General features: G+C 58.7%; 26 protein-coding genes. 10 read left to right on the top strand and 16 right to left on the bottom strand.

The window, feature by feature from the left end; genetic code table 11:
• From PROAA_RS16940 to PROAA_RS16905, 8 genes are all read right to left on the bottom strand, one after another.
• On the bottom strand, positions 1-1,883 hold a 1,883-nt coding region (locus PROAA_RS16940), incomplete at its 3' end, for a 2Fe-2S iron-sulfur cluster-binding protein (RefSeq protein WP_186412477.1).
• A gap of 73 nt (positions 1,884-1,956) precedes the next feature.
• Positions 1,957-2,457, bottom strand: a complete 501-nt coding sequence (locus tag PROAA_RS16935) for a Rieske (2Fe-2S) protein (RefSeq protein ID WP_186412476.1) — start codon at positions 2,455-2,457, stop codon at positions 1,957-1,959.
• A complete protein-coding gene (locus tag PROAA_RS16930) occupies positions 2,450-4,021 on the bottom strand; it encodes a hydrogenase iron-sulfur subunit (RefSeq protein ID WP_186412475.1) in 1,572 nt (523 codons plus the stop codon). Before PROAA_RS16930 ends, PROAA_RS16935 begins: the two co-directional genes overlap by 8 nt.
• 135 nt (positions 4,022-4,156) lie before the next feature.
• On the bottom strand, positions 4,157-5,035 hold the full coding sequence (locus PROAA_RS16925) for an SCO family protein (protein WP_186412474.1): 879 nt from the start codon (positions 5,033-5,035) through the stop codon (positions 4,157-4,159).
• 16 nt (positions 5,036-5,051) lie between these two features.
• Positions 5,052-5,966 (bottom strand): heme o synthase, encoded by a 915-nt coding sequence (gene cyoE, locus PROAA_RS16920; protein WP_222102334.1) that lies wholly within the window; start codon positions 5,964-5,966, stop codon positions 5,052-5,054.
• A gap of 99 nt (positions 5,967-6,065) precedes the next feature.
• Positions 6,066-7,766, bottom strand: coding sequence for a cbb3-type cytochrome c oxidase subunit I (locus PROAA_RS16915; RefSeq protein WP_186412473.1), 1,701 nt, complete (start codon positions 7,764-7,766; stop codon positions 6,066-6,068).
• Positions 7,767-7,779: 13 nt separating this feature from the next.
• The gene (locus PROAA_RS16910; protein ID WP_186412472.1) at positions 7,780-8,328 is read right to left on the bottom strand and encodes a cupredoxin domain-containing protein; all 549 of its coding nucleotides are present in this window, start codon (positions 8,326-8,328) and stop codon (positions 7,780-7,782) included.
• A 28-nt stretch (positions 8,329-8,356) separates the two neighbouring features.
• A complete protein-coding gene (locus PROAA_RS16905; protein ID WP_186412471.1) occupies positions 8,357-8,506 on the bottom strand; it encodes a hypothetical protein in 150 nt (49 codons plus the stop codon).
• Between the two features lie 240 nt (positions 8,507-8,746).
• Between PROAA_RS16905 and PROAA_RS16900 the strand changes: the two genes are divergently transcribed.
• Both PROAA_RS16900 and PROAA_RS16895 read left to right on the top strand, forming a co-directional pair.
• Positions 8,747-9,796 (top strand): COX15/CtaA family protein, encoded by a 1,050-nt coding sequence (locus PROAA_RS16900; protein ID WP_186412470.1) that lies wholly within the window; start codon positions 8,747-8,749, stop codon positions 9,794-9,796.
• Entirely contained in the window at positions 9,796-10,743 is a 948-nt protein-coding gene (locus tag PROAA_RS16895) for a COX15/CtaA family protein (protein ID WP_186412469.1), read from the top strand. The genes PROAA_RS16900 and PROAA_RS16895 overlap by 1 nt, the downstream gene beginning before the upstream one ends.
• A gap of 19 nt (positions 10,744-10,762) precedes the next feature.
• Here PROAA_RS16895 and PROAA_RS16890 read toward each other — a convergent pair whose 3' ends face one another.
• Complete coding sequence (locus tag PROAA_RS16890; protein ID WP_186412468.1) at positions 10,763-11,218, bottom strand: copper chaperone PCu(A)C; 456 nt, start codon at positions 11,216-11,218, stop codon at positions 10,763-10,765.
• A 92-nt stretch (positions 11,219-11,310) separates the two neighbouring features.
• The gene (locus PROAA_RS19345) at positions 11,311-12,276 is read right to left on the bottom strand and encodes a DUF1318 domain-containing protein (protein ID WP_186412467.1); all 966 of its coding nucleotides are present in this window, start codon (positions 12,274-12,276) and stop codon (positions 11,311-11,313) included.
• 352 nt (positions 12,277-12,628) lie between these two features.
• Between PROAA_RS19345 and PROAA_RS16880 the strand changes: the two genes are divergently transcribed.
• The 8 genes from PROAA_RS16880 to PROAA_RS16850 all read left to right on the top strand — a co-directional run bounded on the left by PROAA_RS16880 (position 12,629) and on the right by PROAA_RS16850 (position 18,434).
• Positions 12,629-13,243 carry a DUF1579 family protein gene (locus PROAA_RS16880; RefSeq protein WP_186412466.1) on the top strand — a complete coding sequence of 205 codons (615 nt, stop codon included), beginning with the start codon at positions 12,629-12,631 and terminating at the stop codon, positions 13,241-13,243.
• 28 nt (positions 13,244-13,271) lie between these two features.
• Positions 13,272-13,694, top strand: a complete 423-nt coding sequence (locus PROAA_RS16875; protein ID WP_186412465.1) for an SHOCT domain-containing protein — start codon at positions 13,272-13,274, stop codon at positions 13,692-13,694.
• 69 nt (positions 13,695-13,763) lie between these two features.
• A complete protein-coding gene (locus tag PROAA_RS16870) occupies positions 13,764-14,297 on the top strand; it encodes a twin-arginine translocation signal domain-containing protein (protein WP_186412464.1) in 534 nt (177 codons plus the stop codon).
• Positions 14,298-14,383: 86 nt separating this feature from the next.
• Positions 14,384-14,737 (top strand): hypothetical protein, encoded by a 354-nt coding sequence (locus tag PROAA_RS16865; RefSeq protein WP_186412463.1) that lies wholly within the window; start codon positions 14,384-14,386, stop codon positions 14,735-14,737.
• A gap of 128 nt (positions 14,738-14,865) precedes the next feature.
• Positions 14,866-15,474 (top strand): paraquat-inducible protein A, encoded by a 609-nt coding sequence (locus PROAA_RS18980; protein WP_222102333.1) that lies wholly within the window; start codon positions 14,866-14,868, stop codon positions 15,472-15,474.
• Positions 15,471-16,151 (top strand): paraquat-inducible protein A, encoded by a 681-nt coding sequence (locus tag PROAA_RS18975; RefSeq protein ID WP_245664322.1) that lies wholly within the window; start codon positions 15,471-15,473, stop codon positions 16,149-16,151. The genes PROAA_RS18980 and PROAA_RS18975 overlap by 4 nt, the downstream gene beginning before the upstream one ends.
• Positions 16,144-17,808, top strand: a complete 1,665-nt coding sequence (locus PROAA_RS16855) for a PqiB family protein (RefSeq protein WP_186412462.1) — start codon at positions 16,144-16,146, stop codon at positions 17,806-17,808. The genes PROAA_RS18975 and PROAA_RS16855 overlap by 8 nt, the downstream gene beginning before the upstream one ends.
• Positions 17,805-18,434 carry a PqiC family protein gene (locus PROAA_RS16850; RefSeq protein ID WP_186412461.1) on the top strand — a complete coding sequence of 210 codons (630 nt, stop codon included), beginning with the start codon at positions 17,805-17,807 and terminating at the stop codon, positions 18,432-18,434. Before PROAA_RS16855 ends, PROAA_RS16850 begins: the two co-directional genes overlap by 4 nt.
• Positions 18,435-18,494: 60 nt before the next feature.
• On the opposite strand, the gene lipA is transcribed toward PROAA_RS16850, so the two are convergent.
• From lipA to PROAA_RS16820, 6 genes are all read right to left on the bottom strand, one after another.
• Positions 18,495-19,502 (bottom strand): lipoyl synthase, encoded by a 1,008-nt coding sequence (gene lipA, locus PROAA_RS16845; RefSeq protein ID WP_186412460.1) that lies wholly within the window; start codon positions 19,500-19,502, stop codon positions 18,495-18,497.
• The gene (gene lipB, locus PROAA_RS16840) at positions 19,499-20,128 is read right to left on the bottom strand and encodes a lipoyl(octanoyl) transferase LipB (protein ID WP_186412459.1); all 630 of its coding nucleotides are present in this window, start codon (positions 20,126-20,128) and stop codon (positions 19,499-19,501) included. The genes lipA and lipB overlap by 4 nt, the downstream gene beginning before the upstream one ends.
• Entirely contained in the window at positions 20,125-20,403 is a 279-nt protein-coding gene (locus PROAA_RS16835; protein ID WP_186412458.1) for a YbeD family protein, read from the bottom strand. Before PROAA_RS16835 ends, lipB begins: the two co-directional genes overlap by 4 nt.
• On the bottom strand, positions 20,396-21,277 hold the full coding sequence (locus tag PROAA_RS16830; RefSeq protein ID WP_245664321.1) for a D-amino acid aminotransferase: 882 nt from the start codon (positions 21,275-21,277) through the stop codon (positions 20,396-20,398). Before PROAA_RS16830 ends, PROAA_RS16835 begins: the two co-directional genes overlap by 8 nt.
• 1 nt (position 21,278) lies before the next feature.
• Positions 21,279-22,421, bottom strand: a complete 1,143-nt coding sequence (locus tag PROAA_RS16825; RefSeq protein ID WP_186412456.1) for a D-alanyl-D-alanine carboxypeptidase family protein — start codon at positions 22,419-22,421, stop codon at positions 21,279-21,281.
• Positions 22,422-22,589: 168 nt separating this feature from the next.
• Positions 22,590-23,279 carry an SDR family oxidoreductase gene (locus PROAA_RS16820; RefSeq protein ID WP_186412451.1) on the bottom strand — a complete coding sequence of 230 codons (690 nt, stop codon included), beginning with the start codon at positions 23,277-23,279 and terminating at the stop codon, positions 22,590-22,592.
• Positions 23,280-23,476 lie beyond the last annotated feature (197 nt).

Genomic DNA, 23,476 nt, shown 5'->3' with positions numbered 1-23,476 from the left:
GCCGATACCGAGAACGCGTCGGAGAAACACGCTCCATCCTCCGCACCCTGCTTCTTGAGGAAAGGAAAGATGGATTCGACCATCTTTACCGAACCGCAGGCATAGATTTCGTGCCCCTTGAGCTCGGGAAAGTCGGCGAGGATGGCTTCATGGACGAGGCCGGTTCGGCCGTGCCAGTCGTCTTCCTGCGCCGGTTCTGAAAGCACCGGGATGAAGTGGAAGTTGGCGTGTTCGCTGGCCCAGCGTTTGGGCAGTTCCGGCAGGTAGAGGTCGCGCAACTGCCTGACGCCCCAGTAGAGGAAGATCGGCCGCGTCAAACCCCGCTTGAAGGCATCCTCGACCATGCTTTTTACTGGCGCAAATCCCGTTGCACCGGCCACGAAGACAATCGGCCGCTCCGACTCGCGCAATGCGAAATCGCCGAGCGGTCCTTCAAAACGGATTTCATCGCCCTCCTTCATTTTCTCGAATACGTGGGTCGTGAAGCGGCCACCTTCAACGAGGCGAATCTGAAGCTCGACGAATTCGGGTTCATGAGGCGGATTGGCGAAGGAAAAGGCACGCCGCTCACCGTCGTCGAGAATGATGTTGATGTACTGCCCGGCCTTGAAGCCGATCTGTTGGTCGTCAGGCAGCTTGAGGAGAATGCGCATGACGTCGTAGGTGAGCCTCTCCAGCTTCACGACACGGGCGGCGTATTCGCGGAAAGCTTTTTCCACTGTGCTTGCGGCATACTCGATTTCAACATCATTGATCGCGCTGGCGGAACAAAGAAGTACTTTCCCTTGCGACAGCTCTTCTGCGGAGAGCGCACTGGGCTGGTACAGGCCGGGATCGACCTGACCTTGCAATACGGTGCACTTGCACACGCCGCAGCCGCCGTTCCGGCACTCGTATGGCAAGTTGATGCCCTGTCGCAACCCGGCGTCGAGCAGTGTTTCGCCAAATCGTGCGGTCACCGACTTATGATCGGGACGGAAGGTAATACGGGTTGTAGGCTGCGCCGCTCCGCGCCGCTTGGGTGGCAGCCACGGTGTAAGCGCGAGCAGGCCGGTGAATCCCATGACACCGAGCCACAGATACAGCGGATCGAACACATAGACCAGGGACAGAACGGGCAGCTGGAACCAGTCAAACTCAATATTGGTGGGCACGACCGACATATCGGCTTCGCCACCCTGGCTCAGGATCGGTTTGACCAGCGCGAGCGCAACAAACATCAAGGTAATGGCGATCGCAATCGGCCGTGGCGGGTTGATGTGGGCGCGAGGCACACGCTGCACATGAACCCACATGATGATCACCACAATCAGCGGCACGCCGATGTGCATGAACGCCAGCAGGGTAAATAACCTGCTGCCCACGTTTTCAAGGTAAATGAAGTTGCGGATCAGGGTGCCGCCGAACATCGGCAGGGCATCAAACCATTCGGCGGTGGCAATGACGACAAACTGCGCAAGCTTATCCCAGACGAGCATGAAGCCATTGATGCCGGCAATGTAGACCATCCACAGCAGGGCGACGCCGGTCAGCCACGAAAAAGACCGGAAGCCGCGATAGCGGTCATAGGCGAAGTGGCGAAGCATGTGCAGCAGCATGGTGAGAATCATGCCGTCAGTCGCATAACGGTGGATGCTGCGCAAGATTCCGCCGGCCCACCACTGGTCGTGTGTGATGCGTTCAACCGACAAATAGGCCTGATCAATCCCGGTATCGGCAAAGATATACAGGTAGAGTCCGGAGCCGACCAATAACCAGAATTGCCAGAAGCTGAGTGTGCCAAGGTGGTAGAAGGGGTTCAGCTTTTCGCCAAACGCAAGATTGAAAACGTTTTCGATGCGCATGAAGATCCAGCGCACGAGTTGTTGAAGAAGTTTGACCATTGTCGATGTCCGCTCAGGAGACTGCAGCTGGTAGGGAAGGGATGCGCCGAATAGTGAACAAGTCCGCCATGATTCACTGCCGGAAAAAGAGGCCGCCCTTGTCGGGGTTGAAGTCAATCACCAGAACCTGCGCGGGCTTCAGCGTGATTTGCTCGTCCTTCACGTGATTGAAACCGGGATTGATCAGATTGTCATTCATCCGCACCGTCAACTGATAAGAACCGGCCTTTACCTCAAACCGCTTGTATATGGTCGAGACGCCGTCCTTGGACAGACCGGTAGGGTGCATCACGCTGCGGAAAAACGGCTGCCCGTCCAGGTCGACTTCCAGACTGATGTCGGAACGATGCCTTGGACAATCGAGTGGCGCGCGCATATTTGGCGGCATTTTCTCCAGTTCTTCCGGGGTGCGTTTACGGCATTCGCGGCCGCCCAGGTGACTCATCGAGAGCTTGATCAACGCCGAGTCATCCGGAATCTGCCGATAGAGGGGGTAGGTCGCAAAATAGCCGATGAAAACGGCAAATGCGCCATAAAGAACGATCTGGCCGACGATGGCCACGGGCTTAAGCATGATGAGTATTTCTCCGAACATAGGGTAGCAACGGGTCGTCGAAATCCTTCTGGATTTCAATTCTGTCTCTGAATTCACACAAGGCCTCGGCCAGCACTTTGTTGTCATTGACCGAGGCAAACACCTGCTGCACTCTGGTTATAGGCACCTTGCTACGCAAGTGAGGTTCACGCCGTCCGCTCAGCCGTTCGGCTGTCCAGCGATCACCCAGGCGATACTCGCAGCCGCCATCACGGCAACTGGCAACCAGAACGCCATCGGCACCGCCGCGCAGTGCATATTCAACGAACGCCGGGGAAAGTTCGCCCGTGCACAGGAGGCTGATCACGGCCGTATCCGGTGCGGCCAGCGCGTCGGCGTTGGCACCGCATTTGCAGCCAAAGACAACAATCCGGGTGTGACCCACCAGTCGGGCCAGATGGTCTTCGAGCTGCCGGCGCAAGTCGTTGACGGACTGTTGCGGCATGTCAATGCCGGTCACCAAGCGCTCCTGCCTGCGAAAAGGAGTCGATGAGGGGCATGAGCCTGCACAGATTCCGCAACCTGCACAAAGCTCGGAAGCGACGATAGCCAACTTGTAACCCGGCCGATCGGGATGCGGCCCCATTGTAATTGCGGCGTAGGGGCAGTCGGCAAGGCAACGGCTGCAACCGTTGCAGTTGGTCGCGTCAACGACGGCGATGGGCTCGACCTTTGGGTGGGGCAGGAACGGAAGGACGAACAGGAGGATCGTGGCAGCGAACAGCATCACCCAGACAATGGCTGGCGACGTGGCGTCGGTCAGCGGATGGATGAACAGCAGGAACCAGTCTAGGCGGAGTTGCGCGGGGACCACTGCCAGATTCGCCGGAGCGTCACTGAGCGCCGGTTTGATCAGCGCGAGCAGCAGGAGTGCCCCCAACGTGCTCAGCATCACCTGTCGCGACGGAAGGTAATCCACGCGACTGATGCGATGAACATGGGCCCACAAACCCAGGATAAGCATGAGCGGAATTCCCAAGTGGATGAAGACCAGCATGGTGAAGAATCGGTCGTTCAGCGAAACCGGCGACAGAAAATTGCGTGCCGCGGGTTCGCTGAAGATGGGTAGCCAGTCGAGCAGTTCGGTGCTGGCGGTTGCCGAGAACTGTGCAAGCTGATCCCACACAATCCAGTAACCACTGATTCCGGAAACGTAGCTCAGCCAGAGGATGGGCACCCCTGTTATCCAGGAATAGAAGCGGAAACCGTAGTAGCGTCCGAACGCCCATTCCCGCAACAGATGCAGCACCATGACCAGAATGAAGGCGTCCGACGCGTATCGATGCAGGCTGCGCAGAATACCCCCGAGATACCACTGATCACTGGAGAGATAGCCGATCGAGTTGTAGACGCCGTCTATGCTGGTGTCAAGAACCGTGTAGAGATAGAGTCCGGTCCCGACAATGATCCAGAGAAAGTACAAGCCCATGGCACCAAGATGGCGCAGCGGGTTGTTGTTCCCTCCAAAATACACATCGAAAAACTCTTCGGCGCGCTGGAAGAGAGTTTGCGCAGTATTGCGCAAGGAAGCATGAAAACTCACGTAAAAGTGCTCCGTACCGCGGAGGCAAGCATAAAAATTAGCCGTTGATTATATTCTTCTGGGGCAGCAAACGTCTTGACCCTTGTCAATTTCTTGGAAGATACCGCGCGTGCCATGGCGCCGGGTCCAAGCGAATTACTTTTCGCTTCGGCGGCGGTTCTTCCAGAAGTTGAAGCTCAGGTAGATCATGAACCCCACGAAAGTCAGAAAACCGGCAATCTGAAAATAGAGGGAATAATTGGTGCGGTATCTTCCGGTCACCGGATCGTAGACCGAGCAGATGATTCTGACGCGCGCCATGATCTCCTGCAGGGTGCCGACTTGTGGGGGAATGGGCGAACCGGTGATCATCACTTTGAGCGGTTCAGCCAGGTCTTCAGCGGTAAACTTCTCGCCGTATACCTGCCGGATGATCTTGCCCTGCGCGTCGACCATGGTGACTTGATTCAGATGGTCGAACCCGGCGGGTGTAGCGACGTAACTGAAACCGAAATTGCGCGTGAGTTCGTCGAGTATTGCTGGCGATGGACTCAAAAACTCCCAGTTGGGAAGATTGATGCCGTATTGCGCTGAAAAGTCCTTGAGCGCCTGTGGGGAGTCGAACGGCTGGTTGAAGCCGATGCTGATCACGTTAAAACGGTCAGCTCCGAGAACGCTGACCGTATTTCGCACGGCCTTCTGGAGATTGCGGGTGGTCGTCGGGCAGACCTGGAAGCAGGCCGTATAAATGAAGCTGACCAGCAGCGGTTTCCCGCGATAGCGTGAGAGTTCTACGGGTTTCCCCGAGCGGTCGAGCAGAACGAAGTCGCCGACCGGTTTGCCGATCACGCTTTGCGAGAGACCAAAGGCCGCCTTCTCATCCAGTGTGGTAATCGCCAACCCCGTATTCAGTCCCTGCGGGCGGGCGGTCAACTTGGGGTTTTCCGGCGCTGAGCCTGAATCCGCTGCAACGAGGGGAGCTGCTGCCAAGGCAGATACGGCCGCAAAGAGCGCGACGCAAACCTTGAAAGTCACTGAGAACGCCCGCAAACTAAAACTGGGCGTCGATAATTGCACCGAGGAGCACCAGCGTTAACTGGATTAGCGAGGCGTGGAAACAGGTCATGGCCGTTTTCCGGTTGGTGTCCCGAGCCAATAGCCAGGCCTTCTGGATGAACAGCAGGCCACCGGTAACGGCGCCGGCAAAGTAGATGGCGCCGAGCCCGAATGCCAGTGGCAATAGTGACGCAGCCACCAGCGCCAGGGTGCTGACAAAAATGACCTTCGCCGCCCGTTTGTCCCCGACGACCACCGGCAGCATGGGGACACCGATCGAAGCGTAATCGGCCCGGAAAGCGATGGCAAGACTCCAGAAATGCGGTGGGGTCCACAGAAACAGCACGAAAGCCAGAGCAAGCGGGACTGCGCCGATATTCGGGTCAGCCGCCGCAGCACCAGCGAGCACCGCCCAGCTACCCGCCAAGCCTCCAAAGACAATGTTGAGCCAGGTGTGGCGCTTCAGCCAGACGGTATAAACGATGGCGTAGAAGAAAGCCCCCAGAAAGACATACAGGGCGGACCATGCATTGAGAGCGATCCATGCAGCACCTACGGAAAGCAGCGACAATGCGCCAATGATCAGCAACCAGACCGGGCCACTACCGATCTCGCCCGTCGCGAAAGGACGTTTGCTGGTACGCGCCATCAAGGGGTCAAGATCGCGCTCGTAATACTGGTTGAAGGCGCCGGCGCTGGCCGAGGATATCAGCACGGAAAGCGCCAGAACGACGATCTGCCACCAGCTCAGTCCGGCGCCGGGGCTGACGGCCAGTCCGGCCAGCGCCGTAAAAGTAATGACGACGCCAATGCGCAACTTGAACACACCCAGAATGGTACGAACTGAAATGCCGGCAGCGCGGCTGGCGGAGGGCGTTGATTGCATGGGCGTAAGCAAAGTAGTGCTCAAGAAAATTCGTCGAGGTGGGAACTTGCTTGAATCGGGCCGTACTGTCAAGCCCGACTGAAGTTGGCCCCCACGCCATGGGCGTGGGGAAATTCTCCCAAGTTAACTCAACAACCAGACTTCGGACAGATACTTCCAGTTAACAAAGTAGTAGAGAACGAAGGTAACCAGCAGCGTCAGCGCCAATACCACTGTGCCAGGTACGGCAACGTGGTCACCCTTGTCCGTATGCAGTACGGCCGAAGCGGCTTCGGTATTCGACGGGATCGGCGTTGGCTTGTCTGAAACCTTGCCGCCATCAAGCTTCTTGCCGAACAGCAAGGAGCCTACGACGAGCAGGATCCACAGCCCGCCCCCCAGAACGGCAATGACACCGAATATGCCGGTCAGGCCCATCATCAGGTAGGCCGCACCTGGCCATTCGTACTGGAACGGAGCACCGGAGAATGCCATGTCCCAGTGACGCCGTGAAACGCCCAGCGTGCCGGCGCCCATCATCACCAGACCGAGTACCGACATGCTGATTCCGTAGAGGTACGGCTGAATCTGGCACAGCTTGGGACAGATCATTTCGCGCCGGAACAGCGTCGGCACCAGAATGTAGGTAATCGACATGAAGGCCAGCGTCGTACCGACCACGACCGTGGTATGGAAGTGACCTGGAACGTAGAAGGTGTTGTGCATCAGCATGTTGATCTGCTCGGTGCCCAGCACCACGCCGGAAATGCCGCCGAGGAAACCGAAGCCGACCAGCGAAATGAACATGCCCGAGAAGGCCGGGTTACCCCATGGTGCCTTGCGCAACCACTCGAAGAGGCCGTTGGTGTAGCCCTTTCTGCGTTGTGCGGCCTCGATGGCGCCAGGTACGGTAAAACCGTGGATCATCGACGCCATGACCGCAAAGTACATGAAGTAGGACGTGTTCAGCACCTTCCATTCTGCACTCATGCCAGGATCGGACAGCAAATGGTGCGCACTGGCCAGTTGCAGGAAGAGGATGTAGAGCAGGAAAGCGAAGCGTGACACCTTTTCCGAAAGCGGCTTGGCGTTGAAAAGCACGGCCGCCGTCAGATACCAGATGGAGACGTGAGCCGCCACATTGATCTGCTGCGAGGAGTGTCCCAGGCCCCACCACACCATGCGGTACAACTGGGCATCGATTTCCTTGATCAGGCCAACAGACCACAGGAAGGTCGGGATCAGAATGCCGGCACCCGCCAGAATGGTGAAAGTGGCGATGACGGCCGCGGTCATGGCACCGAAGGTGACCAATGGCAGCGAACCCTGGTAAGTCTTGTCCTTCTTGGCGACGACCAGCGTGGCAAAGAAGATGCCGGTGCCGATGAGCGCACCGACCGCTACCAGGATGATGCCAAGGTAGAAGTGCGGCGCAGCCTGCATCGGCACATAGGAGGTGAACATTACGCTCGACTCGCCCTGGAAAATGGCGACGTTGCAGACGACACCACCGATGACCATCAGCCAGAAGCTCAGCCAAGCCAGTTTAGGGGTCGCCAGTCGGCAGCGAAGCAGGGTGGACGAGGCAAAGAAGAGCACCGCCATCTCGAAATGCAGTATCCACAGGATCAGCATGTCGATGCCGTGCGCAGTAAGAATCAGGTAGAACTGGTCTGCGGGCAACAACTTGATCGCCGGCCAGCGGGTAAGAATCACGAACAGTGCGGTGATGCCGCCAACCAGCAGCCAGAGCACGCCGACTACGGCGTGCCAGCGCATCAGTTTTTCCGCGTTGTTTTCAAATTGCAGTCCGGAGCTCGGACAAGTGCGGTAAGTAGTTGCCATCTAGGTGCTCCCCTTATTTCACGTAGATGCGGCCAAGCATGGAGTGGTGACCAATGCCGCAGTATTCGTTACAGACGATGGCGTAGGTGCCTTCTTTGGTCGGCGTCATCTTGACCACATGCTCGTAACCCGGAATCACCTGGATGTTGATGTTGACCGGCTGTAGCGAGAAACCGTGGTTGTAGTCCATCGACGAAAGATGAATCTTGTAGGTCTGGCCCTTTTCCAGCTCAAGAATCGGGTACCAGTTCCAGAGACGGGCGATCAGGAAGCCATCGCCGCCGGCCGGTACCTTGACGACCGGAATCTGCTGGCCGTTGAGATCCGTTTCCGAGCGGACCGTGTTTTCAGCGATGAACTTTTCGGCTTTGGCGGCGAACATTTCGGGCGTGGTCTTGTAGGCCTCGTTCGACAGGTTCTGCTTACCGTAGATATGCCAATAGACCATCATCACGAACATGATCATGCCCCACACGAACGCGATACCAATCCATGCCCACTCGACCTTGTCGATGGGTTGTTTCCACCAGAGCCGATCCGACGGCGGCAGAATTGCACTCATTTGATTCTCCCAGAGAAAACGGAACGACTTACTTGGCTAAGGGGACGTTCATGATGTCGATGATGCCCCACAAGATGTAGAGGAGCCCTGGTGAGGCCACACCGAGAAACAGGAGCAGGAAAGTGTTATCCAGAAGCTTCTGCATGAACGGGACATCGTCATCGTTGTTTTCGGCCATGTTTCTACCCTCTTTAACGATTGGCGCCTTCGGCGCACGGTTGGTTTTTTGTCAACAGCAAGTCTGTTACTTGCTCCGAGACCACAGACTATCCGGGAAAGAGTACTTTGCTTTGGCATCTGGCGATTTGATCCACGTCAATATCCGGAAAAACCATTAGTAATCAGCAGCGTGTGGGACAACGCGCTGGCGAATGATCCTATAATCCTGCATTTACCGATTTTTCTCTGGAGTTGAACTATGGACAGCGTCGCCCGGCGACAGATTGCCCTCTGGTTGTTTATCTGTAGCGCCATGGTGTTTGCCATTCTTGTGGTTGGCGGGGTTACGCGGCTCACCCATTCCGGGCTGTCGATCGTCGAGTGGAAGCCCATCGTCGGCGTCATTCCGCCGCTGAATCAGAGCGAATGGGATGAAACCTTCGAGAAATACAAGAAAACGCCCGAGTATCAGAAAGTCAATCACCAGATGGAACTTGACGAGTTCAAAGGCATTTTCTTTTGGGAGTACTGGCATCGCGTGCTGGGAAGGCTGATCGGGGCTGTCTTTCTTTTGCCTTTCCTCTACTTCTGGTTGCGCCGAAAAATCGATCGGCCCCTGGTTCCCAAGCTGCTGGGCATTTTCGTTCTTGGCGGCTTGCAAGGCGCGATGGGCTGGTACATGGTCAAGAGCGGATTGGTCGATGATCCTCGGGTAAGCCAGTTTCGCCTGACTGCCCATCTGTCGCTGGCTTTCCTGATCTTCATCTCGATGATGTGGGTGGCGCTTGACCTGCTGACGGCGCGGCAGCGAAGTACGGCGAGCGAGGCATTGCGAAATCTGCAACGCACCGGAATCATGCTGGCCATCCTGGCCTTCTATACGGTCGTTACCGGTGGCTTTGTTGCGGGCATCCGCGCCGGCAAGGCCTACAACACTTTCCCGCTGATGAACGGTCATTTTCTTCCGCCGGAGAGTTTCATCATCGAGCCGTGGTACCTCAACTTCTTCCACAACATGGCTCTAGTGCAGTTCGATCATCGTCTGGGTGCGTGGTTGCTGGCTTTCCTGGTGCCATGGTTTTTTCTGAAGGTCTGGGCCGCCAACGTATCAAACAGAGCGAGGCTGGCTGCCGCATTTTTGCTCGTGTCCCTGATCATTCAGATATCGCTCGGCATTGCCACGCTCCTGCTGGCAGTTCCCGTCGCCCTGGGCACCGCGCACCAGGGCGGCTCAATGGTCGTTTTTGGCGCCCTGCTCTGGCTTAACCACGAACTTCGGGTCGTGCGCGGACCGGCCGCTATCGCCTGATGAATTCCGCTGACGGGCGCTTGCGGCAAATCAGGGTTATCGCGCAATGCGTGACCGGGTTGACTCTGATGGTAGTGCTGGTGAGTGCCTGTATGCGCCTTGAGGGCGCCGGCCTGGGCTGTGCCGACTGGCCGGAATGTTACGCGCAGGCGCTGTCGAGCGAACCGCAGGCGCTCCACTTCGGAATCGTCAGAATACTGCACCGCATTGGCGCCTCGTCTTCTCTGTTGCTGGCCTGCTTTCTTGTCTGGCGCTGCCTGCGCCCGTACCCGATTCAGCCCGCTGCCCTGCAGGCCTTGCTGCTCCTGATGCTGATGCTGCTGCTGGCGATCCTGGGTCCCTGGAGTTCCGACCCCCGGCTGCCGCTGGTCGGCTTTCTCAACATCATGGGAGGACTCCTCCTGGTGAATCTTTCCTGGCGTGTGGTCTTATCAACCGACACCACTCCCGAATCGGAGAATGCCGGGCGGGCAGGCATCCTGCTGCGTCTGGGCGTCGCGTCGCTTTCCCTTACCGTCATGCTCGGAGCGTGGATGGGCGCCAGTTACGCTGCACTGGCCTGTTCCACTCTGCCCGACTGCAATGGTGTGTGGTGGCCGTCAGCAAAAGGCTGGGCAGCATTGAATCCATGGATCAGGCTGACCGCCGCCCCTCTGCCGGGTGACGCTGGTGGGGTGGCACTTCATCTGCTGCATCGATATCTTGCACTCGCCGCGGTTCTCCTCCTTGGCATGACCTGTCTACGGTCGCTCAGAAATGCGGCTACGAGGGTCTCAGCACTGGCAGTACTGGCCCTGCTATTTTTTGAATTCGGTCTGGGTGGGGCGTCGGTCAGCAGCGGGCTCAATCTGTGGCTGGTGGTCAGTCACGGCGTATGTACGGCAGTGCTGCTGGCCGCCGTAATCACGCTGCAGCGACGGCAACGTAGCGTGGCCACGATGCAGTAGCCGCTTTCTCGCGTCCCGATCAGTGCTTCATGGGCATCGCGGTCAAGTCACGAACTTCGCCCTTGACTTCGATGGTTTCCGTTTTCTTGCCCTTGCCCTCGACAGTCAGAGACAAGGGTACGAATTCTCCCGGCTTGAGCGCTTGTTTCAGGTCCATCAACATGACGTGATAGCCCCCGGGAGCGAGTTTGACCGTCTGGCCGGCAGGCAGCTCCAGGCGCGTGACGGCACGCATTTTCATGACGCCGCCCTCCACTCTCATTTCGTGTATTTCCGTCAGTCCTGCGACCGGACTGAACGCACCAACGAGTGTTGCCCCTGATTCGCTCGTAACTTCCATGAAAGCACCCGTAGCCTTCTGGCCGGCAACCGTGCCGCGAACCCAGATGGCTTTGACATCAACATCGGACGCCATTGCCGCACCGGACACGGCGCCAAGCAGGATCGTCAGCACTATCGATCGAAGAATTTTCATGTGATATTCCTTTTGAGAAATAGATGCGTGTCGCCATGTCAGGATCGCCGTTGCGCCAAGCATGTTGCCAATCAACGGGGGACTTGCGCAGATCAGGGCTTCTTGCTCCAGTTCCCGTTGGCATCCTCAACCCACCACCCTGAGTGGAACTGATCCTTCCAGCGTTTTACCTGGGCCGCTCGGGCAGCGGGTTGAACTGCTTTGCCGCCATGAGCTTCGGCCAGCGCATAAATGAGCGAGTTGCGATCCGGGTTTTCCTGGTCGATCAGCTTCTCCGCAATCTGGCGCTGCACCAGCGTCAAATGACTTCCGTCGCGCATTTTGACCATTCCATCATTGCCAAGTCCGATGATGCCGGCCTCATAGAATCGGACCAGCCTTGATGATCGCTGAGTCAACGCGTGACGTGCGACCATCACCGGCGGTGTACCGATTTCCAGATTGATCTCAGCCGGACCGGTGACGACGGCGGGTGTTTTGCTGTTCGCCAGTAAAAGCTTCAGGTCGCCGGCGACGATTTCGGGCGCCTCGCCGTGGCGCAACAGCAGCCTCAACCTGCCGTCGGGGTCGAAGACATAGCTGCCAGTCGAGTGATCGACGCTGTAATTATCCGGCGTGCTGCCCTTCTGCTTGCTGTAAAACACCTTGAACTCTTTGGCCACTGCAGCCGTGGCAGCATCGTCACCACGCAACCCAAGAAAACTGGGATGAAACGCGGGTACGTAATGCGCCAGCAACTCCGAGCTGTCACGCGCCGGATCCAGGGTAATGAACAAAACCTGTACGCGCTTGGCATCTTCGCCGAGAAGACCGAGCACATCCCGCATCGAAGCGAGCGTGGTTGGACAAACATCCGGGCACTGGGTATAGCCGAAGAATACGACTAGCACTTTGCCGCGGAAGTCTGCCAGTTGGCGAGGTGTTCCGTTGTGGTCGGTGAGCGCGAAGTCCTTGCCCCAGTCCGAGCCGGTGATGTCGGTTGATTTGAATTTGGGCGGATCCGTACAACCGGTCAGCAGCACGACGAAGCTCAGGATCAGGGCAAATAGTTTTTTCATGGTTTCAAGGGGCCCGTTCCGGGCAGGCGAAGGCAACAAAGACAAAACGAATCACGGAACAGTCTGACTCACGCGCTCATTTTCCGTGGCGCCCTTTACAGCGCTTTGATGTGGATTATAAAGGCATCCGCTTTCCGAGATTGGCGAGAGTGTTGCACCGGGCTGGGTAGACTCGAATGGCTTATCCGCGACTTGTCTTTTTCACGGGGCGATTGTCGCGAGGGGTCAATTTCATGTCAGAATCTGTCAATGCGTATGGGTGTCGGGATGGTACGCTCTGCATGCGAAGTACGTCAGTGCATGATGCTTGTTCTTGCGCGTAACCAACGGGTTTGATAAGGAGACTTGGAAAATGAAAATGTCCTGTTTTGCGGGGGGGCTGCTGGCTACCGCCCTCTGTCTGGCTAACCCCGCCTGCGCCAAAGACACCGGCCAGGCTGCGGCAAGCGCCCGGTCCAAGGAGACGGCTGTGGGCATGGCGCTTGAGAGGGCAATGATGCCGGGCGAGGGCCAAAAACGGCTTGAGGCCATGATCGGCACCTTCGACGTCGCCATCCGCACCTGGGTCGATCCGGCCAAACCCCCGATCGAATCGTCGGCAACCAGCGTCAGCGTATGGGTATTGGACAAGCGCTACATCCAGATGATGCTGGCGGGCAAGCTTGACGGCGAGGCGTTCAGCGGCATTGGCTACATCGGCTTCGACAACGTCACCAAGTTATATGAGGCAACCTGGATGGACACCGGCAGTACCGGCATGACCTGGTACAAGGGGGGGTTCGACGCCTCCGGCAAGTCGGCGACGATGAAGGCGTCGGTTCCCGACACCTTGACCGGCAAGCCGGCACCTCTCGAGTTGCGGATGAATATCTCCGCTGATGGAGGTCATGTGACCGAGCTGTGGGGCAAAGGCCTGGGCAACAAGATGTTCAAGATGATGGAACTGCGGTATACGCGAAGCAAGTAGTCAGGCCGACCGGTAAAGGAGAGTAGAAATGAAGCAAACGGAAATGGGCAAGAGCCTTTCACGGCGGAAACTGCTGGGCGGGCTGGCGCTACTGGTGTGCACGCAGCCAGCTTGGGCGATCTTCGGCGTCTGGCGGCGTGCCGCAAGGCGGACAGTGTTCGTTGCCGGGGCAGCCACCACCGCTGCGGTAGTAACCGAGAGCGCGATGGCCTCTCAGCAAGCCGCGGCAGCGTCATCGGCGCAGGCTGCAGCGAACGAATCTGCCGCCGCCGCCAACCAGGCTGCGGCAGCCGCGAATCGAGCGGAAGCCAGTGCGGCACAGGCGGCGAACCCACCCAAGACGCCGCAACAACGGCTCAAGGAACTGCAATCGCTGTACGACCAGGGACTGATCAGCGCGAGCGACTACGAAACGGCCAAAAAGAAGATCCTCAGTCAAATAACTCAGTAAGGCGTGCGAGCTGCACCGACGCGCTGATTGCCGTCTCCAGTTCATATTCTTGGCTAGAAAGGAAGACAGATGAAGACACGACGCAAATTCATGGCAGCCGTCGCGCTGGCTGCAGCCGCTACCCCGCTGGGTGCGCTCCTCAACCCGGCGAGTGCTGCGGAAAACAAGGTCCAGCTGATGTTCGTACAAAGCGCCGAAAGCATCAAAGCGGACGCCAAAACGCTGCGCTTGGTCAATGTTGCGCCGCAGACGATTTATTTCTCCGACCGACCGGAGCGCATCGCCGGGCACATTTCGATGCCGGACTATCTGAAGGAGTGGACGGCGGCATCCGGCCCCAACAATTTCAGCAAGGATCCGCCCAACGCCACGTTGTCGGTGTATGAGGCAGACAAGGAAGCAAACACGCTTACGGTGATCGAAATCAGCAAGCCTGTCGTTGAAGGGCGTGATCTGGTCTATAACTACAAACTGCTCGAAGGCAAGGTGCCTTCGTCTGGTGGCGCAACGGCCTTGTTCATCGACTGGATTGGACCGGGTGGCGGTGTGGGCGTCGGTTTCCATGGCGTCGGCGTCGGCAGACGCGGAGTCGGCTGGCGCTAAACGATTTGTCAGACTTGATCGTTTGAAGGGCGTGCGGTGATCGCCTGTTCTGCTTTACCCAACAACCGGAATGGATGGAGGCCAAGATGAAATCAGCAACGACATGTACAGCGACAAAATGGGGGGTGGCCTTGGCCTTGGGGACGACGCTTATCGCGTTACCTGCGATTTCGAGCGCCAGAGATCGCGGTGTGAATCAGCCTGGCGCCGTGGGTGGAGTAGCGGGCGTTGGCGCTCCCGGAGTTGGGGTAGTCGATCCCGGAATCAACCAGCCTGGTGCGGCAGGCAATGTCGGAAGGCCAGGCGTCGGCGCTCCCGGGGTCGGTGCGGTAGACCCCGGCGTCAATCAACCCGGTGCGGCGGGCAATGTCGGCGTTGGGCGTGATCCCGGAGTCAACCAACCCGGCGCGGTAGGCAACCGACGCGCCAGACGGTACTGATCGACGCCAATTCATCCGCTCAACGCTTCGATGGGGCAAGCGCCAAGCGGAGTGCCCTTGCATATGCAGCACAGGTTTTGCTTGCTTGAACCCACGGCTCGAGCATGCGACATGAACAGGTAATTTCGATGTCATCAGAAGCACTGGTTGTCTGCCACGAATGCGATCTGCTCCTGCGCGAAGTGCCGCTTGAGGCCGGGGGTGTTGCGCGTTGCTCGCGTTGCGGCTGCAATCTGTACCGCAACATGCCGGAAGGCCTGGAGCGCAGCCTGGTTTTCTCGCTCACCGCGGCGGCGCTCTTCGTCATCGCCAATGCCTTCCCGATCGTGAGCATGAATTCGCAGGGACTGACTTCATCGACGACCCTGCTCGGCATGGTGCAGGTGCTATACGACGACGAGATGTTCAGTGTTGCGCTGCTCGTGTTCATTACCGCCTTCCTGATGCCTGCGCTGGAAATTGCGGCGTTCATCTATTTGCTCTTGCCGCTCAGGTTGGGGCGTACGGTACGCGGCATTCCGCTGGTATTCAGGCTGCTGCATACGGCCCAGCCCTGGGGCATGATCGAGGTGTTCATGCTGGGCATTCTGGTGACGATCAGCAAGCTGGCCGCGATGGCTTCCGTGGTTCCCGGCATTGCGCTGTGGTCATTTGTGCTGTTGATGATAGCCATCGCGGCGGCTTCCGCCGGCTTCGATTCGCGGAGTTTCTGGGCGCGCGTGGATTCCTTGCGATGAGTGCGACTGTTTCCGCCACGGCCGCGATGACCGGTATTGACGCGGGCGTCGTCGCTTGCCATACCTGTGGCATGGCCCATCAGGCGTCACCGGAAGCACATGGCCTGAATTGCGTGCGTTGTGGCGCGCATCTGCATTTTCGCAAACCGGACAGCCTGTCACGCGCCTGGGCTCTGCTGATTGCTGCCTATGTGCTGATCATTCCGGCCAACGTGTTGCCGGTGATGGAAACCGGCTCGCTCTTCGGCACCGAAGACGATACGATCCTGAGCGGCGTGATCTACTTGTGGACCTCGGGTTCGGAGCCGTTGGCGATCATCCTGTTCATTGCCAGTATTGCGATCCCGGCGGCCAAACTGGTTTCCTTGACGTACCTGCTGGTTTCCGTTCAACGGCATTCGCCTTTTGCGCCGCGTGAGCGAACGCGTCTGTACCGTATTCTGGAAGCCGTCGGGCGCTGGTCAATGATCGATGTCTATGTCGCGTCCATGCTCACGGCGTTGGTACAGTTCGGTAGCCTGATGTCGATTCGCGCCGGGTCGGGCGCCATCGCCTTCGGTGCGGTGGTGGTGCTGACGATGTTTGCCGCCGAGAGTTTCGATCCTCGGCTGATTTGGGATACAGCAGGAAAAGACTCGGCAGGAAAAACGAACAATCTGGAGAATAAGAATGACTGACTCGCGGCGCGATCCCGATCTGCCGAATTTGCCCACGGCCGTAGCCCAGCACAAGCGACGCTGGGCACCGCAATTCATCTGGATCATTCCAATTCTGGCCGTTCTGGTAGGACTTGGCTTGGCGGTCAAGGTCGTTATGGAGCGGGGTCCAACCATCACTATTACCTTCAAGACGGGCGATGGCCTCGAGGCAGGAAAAACCCATGTGAAGTACAAAGATGTGGATGTGGGTGTCGTCAAAGCCGTGGCCTTGTCCGCCGATCATCAAGCGGTGATTGCCACGGTTCAGTTGGACAAGGATGCTGGCGATTTCCTGCTCGACGACACGCGTTTCTGGATCGTTCGGCCACGCATCACAGCAAGTGGGGTGACAGGCCTGGGGACTTTGCTGGCTGGTCCCTTTATCGCAGTGGATGTTGGCAAGGCGACAAGCAAGCGAAAAGAGTTCGTGGCCTTGGACGTACCGCCAATTGTGACCGGGGATACGCCCGGACGCGAGTTTATCTTGCGCGCGTCCGATCTGGGATCGCATGAGATCGGCGTACCCGTTTATTTCCGTCGGCTGACGGTCGGCGAGGTCGTAGCTTACGATCTGGATAAAAACGGCAAAGGGGTGTCGATCCGTGTGTTTGTGCATGCGCCTTATGATAAGTATGTGACGAGCAATACCCGCTTCTGGAACGCCAGCGGTGTTGATGTATCGCTCAGTGCTGCCGGCATTCAGGTGCAAACGGAATCTTTAGTGTCAATCCTGATTGGCGGCATCGCTTTTGAGGCGCCCCAGTCGTCGGATGGGGCGGTTATTGATATCGTAAATGAGCCGACAACGATCGCCTCATCAACGCCTGCAGAAGGGCCGCCTGCTGATCGTGCGGAAGCCGACACCGTGTTTCCCTTGTTCCTGACGCGTGAGGCGGCGATGAAACGCGCGGACGCACACGTCGAACGCTTTGTGATCAATTTCAAGCAATCCGTCCGCGGCTTGTCGGTTGGCGCGCCCGTTGAATTTCGTGGCGTCGATATCGGCGAGGTCGTCCGCATCGATACCGAGTTTGATCCAAAAACCTTTGATTTCGTGCAACCGGTCGAGATTCTTCTTTACCCCGATCGCCTGCGGGCGCGCTCACAGACCGGCGGTGCCTCGCTGCCGCCACCCAAAACGAACGCGCAGCGCATAAAGCGAGCCCAACTGTTTGTTGCGAAGGGTTTTCGCGCGCAATTGCGGAGCGGCAACTTATTGACGGGACAGAAATATATCGGCGTCGATTTCTTCCATGACGCACCGAAAGTCACTTTGGATACCACACGGTTCCCGCTTGTCATCCCGGCGATTCCGGGCGAATTCGACGAAATCGAAAAGACGATTGCCAGCGTGATCAAGAAAATGGATCGCCTGATGGCTGACACCGACAAACTCGTTAAACGCCTCGATGCCGAAACCATACCTGAATTCAACCAGACCCTGGTTGAATCGAGGCGTGCGTTGAAGAGCGCCGAAAACGTAATGGCCAGCGATTCGCCCGTACTGATCGATCTGCGCGAAACCCTGCGCGAACTGACGCGAGCTGCGGCATCGATCAAAGCCTTGACCGATATGCTCGATCAGCAGCCGCAATCCCTGATATTCGGCAAGCCGCCAGAGGAGCAAAAGCCATGAGATCACTTTCAACCTTTGTATTTCTGGCGGTTCTGCTGAGTGCGTGCAGCAGTACGCCGAAAACGTCTTACTACACCTTGAGTGCGGCGCCACTCCCCTCGGCAGCGGCAACCAGCAGCGGCACCAGTGTGATCGTCGGACCGGTAAGCCTGCCGGATTCGCTCGATCAGCCGCTTCTGGTGGTGCAGAGCGGAAACAACCAGGTGAGCATGTCCGAGTATCACCGTTGGGCGGGCTCGCTCAAAGGCGACATCGGGCGCGTGATCGCGGTCAATCTGGCGCACGACCTGGGCACGGCACGCGTGTGGAGTTACGCACAAAGCATACAGACGAATGCGGATTATCAGGTGCTGATCGATGTCCAGTCGTTCGATGCCAAGCTCGGTGATGCGGTCGAGCTTGACGTGTTATGGACAATTCTGCCTGCTGCGAGCAAGGCAACACCCGGCATGACCACCAGTGCAAAATCCACCCCTCGCCCCAGCGCAGACCCCGGTTCAAACCAGAAGAGCGGACGTACTCTGGTGCATGAGCCGGTTTCCGGGGCCGGCTTCGAGCCGCTGGTCGCCGCGCAAAGCCGGGCACTCGTACGGGTGAGCGCCGACATTGCCAAGGCGATTCGCTAGTCGGATCGCTAACCGGGCCTGTTCAACCCTTGTTTTTCGAGAGCCGCCTCGGCGGGCCGCTCAGGCGACGCCGGCGCTGTGTGCCTGCTGATCCGCCCAGTAACTTGAACGCACCATCGGACCGCACGCGGCGCCCGTAAACCCCATGGCCACAGCTTCGTGTTCGTACATCGCAAAGGTATCCGGATGGACGTAGCGCATCACCGGCAAATGATGGGCAGAGGGCGCGAGGTATTGGCCGATGGTCAGCATTTCGACGCCGTTGGCGCGCAGGTCGCGCAGCACACTGATGATTTCATCGTCGGTCTCGCCCAGCCCTACCATCAGGCCAGACTTGGTGGGCACCTGCGGATAGCGCGCCTTGAACTGCTGCATGAAGGCCAGTGAATGCGCATAATCGGCACCGGGGCGCGCCTGCCGGTAGAGGCGCGGCACGGTTTCCATGTTGTGATTGAGCACGTCGGGCAGCGACCGGCCGAGCACGTCGATCGCAATTTCCAAGCGCCCGCGGAAGTCCGGCACCAGCGTTTCGATGATTGTCGCCGGTGATTTTTCGCGCACCGCGGCGATCACGTTGACGAAGTGCCCGGCTCCGCCGTCACGCAGGTCATCGCGGTCGACACTGGTGATCACCACGTAGCGCAGTTTGAGACTGGCCACGCTGTCAGCCAGGCTGGCCGGCTCGTTCGGGTCGGGCGGCAATGGCTTGCCGTGGCCCACATCGCAGAAGGGGCAACGACGCGTGCAGATGTCGCCGAGGATCATGAAGGTGGCGGTGCCGCGTCCAAAACACTCGCCGATGTTCGGGCAGGCGGCTTCCTCACAGACGGTGTGCAGCTTCTGCTCGCGCAACATCTTCTTGATCTCACCGAAGCGTCCGATTTCATTTCCAGCCTTGACGCGAATCCAGGGGGGTTTGCGCAACGGCTCGATGGCGGCGACAACCTTGATCGGAATTCGCGCCGTTTTCAGTTCGCCACGCTCCTTGACGCCAGCGATCCGGGGGGACGCCGGGCTCACTCGCTCACTGCTTTGATCATCATTCTGGTCACTCTGCTGCTCGCTCATGCTCGCTCCAGTTGTCTGTTCAGGTGATTGACCAGCGATTCAGCCACTTGCAGCGGCGACAACGCGATTCCCAGATCACGAGTCTGGGTCACCGCCATGCCGGCCAGACCACAGGGGTTGATCGCGGCAAAAGGCGACAGATCCATGTCGACATTCAGACTGACACCATGATAGCAGCCACCCCGTCTGACGCGCAGCCCTAGTGCGCCGATCTTGGCCACCGCGTCACCTTGAACAATATACACACCTGGCGCGCCGCTCAGCCGCGTTGCCGCTACACCCTGCCCGGCCAGCAGATCGATAACCGCCTGCTCGATACGCCTGACCAGCTCACGCACCTTGAGGCCGCGCCGCGTCAGATCAAGCAGCAGATAGATCACCACCTGTCCGGGGCCGTGGTAGGTGATCTGCCCGCCGCGGTCAATCTTGATCAGCGGAATACCGATGTCGGTCAGCAGGTGCTCCGGCTTGCCGGCCTGCCCCAGCGTATAGACCGGCGGGTGCTCGCAAACCCACAACTCATCCGCCGTTTCGGCGTTCCGGGCGGCCGTGAAATCCACCATCGCCTGCCAAGTCGGTTGGTACGCCACGCGCCCGAGCCAGCGGACAGCAGGCGCAGTATTCAAAGCACCACCTTAACCAGAGGGTGGCCGGTAAGTTCACGATAGAGCGCGTCGAGCTGGGATCGTGAGGTCGCGTTGATGGTACAGGTGAGGCTGACGTACTTGCCGCCACTCGATGCACGCATCTCCATGCAAGCCGCATCGTAGTCAGGGGCATGACGCAGAACCACATCGAGCACCGACTGTGCCAGCGCGTCATTGGTCAGGCCCATGATCTTGACCGGGAAAGCGCAGGGAAATACGAGCAGGGTTTCCGGCGATTGCGCCGAATCAGGCATCGGCACGCCTGCTCACTTCATCGTGAAACGCGCAGTACCAGTCGTACATCCGGCGCAATATCGGGCCCGGTTTCCCTGCTCCGGTGCCCTTGCCGACGGGCTGGCCGTCGAGCGTGGTGATCGCCAGCACTTCCTTGGTCGAAGACGTCATCCACAATTCGTCAGCAGAACGCAATTCGGCCTCGGCGATCGGACGAACCTGATGTGGCATACCGTGCTGCGCAGCTAGTTCCAGCACCACGTCGTAGGTGATGCCGGACAGCATGCGGTAATCCTTCGGCGGCGCCAGGATGACGCCATCCTGCACCACGAAGATATTGGACGCCGCGCCTTCGGTCAGATAACCGTCGCGCAGCATGATGGTCTCGGCGCATCCGGCGTCGACGGCAAGCTGACGCATCAGCACGTTGGCCAGCAAGGCCACGGTCTTGAGGTCGCAACGCCCCCAGCGGATGTCGACGGCGCTGATTACGGCAATGCCGCTTTCGCGCTGCTCAAGCGTGGGCGTAATCAGCGGTGAGGTAAAGACGAATATCGTCGGTGCGACACCAATCGGAAAAGCCTGATCGCGCTTGCTGTCCGCGCCGCGCGTCACTTCGATATAGACCGACTGATCCGCGAAATCGGCCTCTGCAATGACGTGCAAAACGATCGCCTTCCACTCCTCGGCATTGTGCGGGTTGGGCAGGCGAATACCGTCGAGCGTCGTTTGCAGGCGGCGCAGGTGTTCGTCAAGGCGAAACGGGCGGCGCGAATAGACCGGGACGACCTCGTACGCGCCATCTCCGAACAGGAAGCCGCGATCGAGCGGCGAGATCTTCGCCTCCGCGAGCGGCAGATACCGGCCGTTCAGATAGGCGGTCTTCCCCGTCACGTCAGTTAAACCACAAACGCATGGTGTCGAAAGCCCGCCCGAATATACCGGCGGCCGGCACTCCCTCAATGGCCACCACGGGGTAATCGCCAATCGGTGAGCCATCGATACTGACCTTCATCGTCCCGACCACCTGACCTTGCGTCACCGGCGCGATCAGCGGCTGCTGCGAAACCAGTTCGGCCTTCACGCGCGGCCCGGAACCTTTGGGCACGGCGAGAATGAAGTCGTGGGTGAAGCCGGCCTTGACGGTCTTTTCCGAACCCTTCCAGACCTTGAGGTCGGATACGGCCTGATTCTTCGCATAGAGTTGTACGGCGTCATAGAACTGGAAGCCGAAGTTGAGCAGCTTGAGCGACTCCTGAGTGCGCACACCGTCTGATTTCGTACCCAGAACAATCGACAGCAAACGGCGCGGGCCGCGCTTGGCCGAAGAAATCAGGCAGTACCCTGCCCCGTCGGTGTGCCCGGTTTTCACGCCATCGACCGTCGGATCAAGCCAGAGCAGACGATTGCGATTGGGCTGGGTAATCTTGTTGTAGCGGAATTCCTTCAGCGAGTAGTACTTGGCGTACTCGTCCGGGAAATCCCGGATCAGCGCTCCCGCCAGGATCGCCAGATCGCGCGCCGTGGTGTAGTGCTGGGGGTCGGGCATGCCCGCCGAATTGCGGAAACTCGACGCCTTCATGCCAAGGCGCTGCGCCTCCCGGTTCATCATCTGCGCGAAGTTGTCCTCGCTGCCGGAGATGGCTTCGGCCAGCGCAACGCAGGCATCGTTGCCGGACTGCACGATCATTCCCTTGATCAGGTCCTCGATTTCCACCTGCGTATCGACCTGGATGAACATGCGCGAGCCTTGCGACTTCCAGGCGTTCTCGGAAACCGTAACCATCTGGTCGAGCTTGATCGTCCCCTGCTTGAGTGCCGCAAAAGTGAGATAAGCCGTCATCAGCTTGGTCAGGGAAGCCGGCTCGATGCGCTCGTCGGGCGCCTGCGATGCCAGCTCCTGCCCCGATTCGAGTTCGAGGAGCAGCCAGGATTTGGCGGCCAGAGCCGGCGGCGTGGGCATTTGCTGGGCCAGGGCCAGCGACGGGACGAGGAAAGAAACGAGAAGGGCAATAAGCAGCGATCGAAACTTGAGCATGGGGAACCGTGTATTGGGTAAAAGACGCAATTATAGCAAGTGGCACCCCTGCTCCCGCCCGGCATTCCTTGTGCGATTTTGTAACAGCAAACGCTGAAATCGCCTCCGTCGCCGCACGGCGACGCTTGAACGACCGCGCTTCGCCATCGATGTGCCGACGGCAGGCGGCTAGGGAATGTTCAGCGCCTTGCCGTTGTTCTTCGGCCCCAGCTTCAACAAGAGCGGGACCGCGCGCTCGGCCCAGGCGGAGGGCGCTTCGTATCCGCCGGCGGTTTCACCAAAGGACAGCCGCAGCATGTCGGTATCGATGATTCCCGGATTCATCGTGACGGCCGCCATCCCTTCGGGCAACTCCTGGGCCAGCGAACCCGTCAGGCCTTCGATGGCCCACTTGCTGGCGCAGTATGGAGCTACGTCAGGCGCGGTGCTGCGACCCCAGCCGGAGCTGAAATTGACGATCACGCCACGTCCCCCGGCGATCATCGCCGGAACGAAATGACGCAACATATTGGCCACTCCTTTGACGTTCACGTCGATGAGTGCGTCGAATTCCGCCGCGGATACCTCCCATAACGGCGCCGGCTTGTTCGTCAGCGCGGCGTTATTGATCAGGATGTCGGGCGGCCCCATTGTCGTCAACACATGACGCGCCCATTGCCCCACCTGAAAATCGTCGGCAACGTCCACCGTCGCAAAGCGGTGCGGCGCTGCAAACTTCAAGCGGAGGTCATCGATTGCCGCTTCCGAACGACCACAACCGGCAACAGTGTGGCCGAGCGAAACGAACTCATCCAGCATGGCCCGGCCGAGGCCGCGGGTAACTCCCGAAATGACGATCCGACGGATTGAACGGGGCATGGTGAAAACCTTCCGGACTGCACGGAGAAGAATTGTTTACCATTATCGTACAAATCAGCAGATGCATATCGCCGCCAACTCAATGACTCGATGCGGGAATAGAGGGGCGGGAGGTGATGACCTGCGGGTCATTTCCCACCCCTCACGGCAATCGCCATCGGCGATTCCGCTGTTAACTCCGACCTGGGCCGCGGTGG

The sequence above is a fragment of the Candidatus Propionivibrio aalborgensis genome (assembly GCF_900089945.1).
GTDB classification, from domain to species: domain Bacteria; phylum Pseudomonadota; class Gammaproteobacteria; order Burkholderiales; family Rhodocyclaceae; genus Propionivibrio; species Propionivibrio aalborgensis.
The sequence above is the reverse complement of the archived record's forward strand: the minus strand, read 5'-3'. Positions and strand labels throughout refer to the sequence as shown.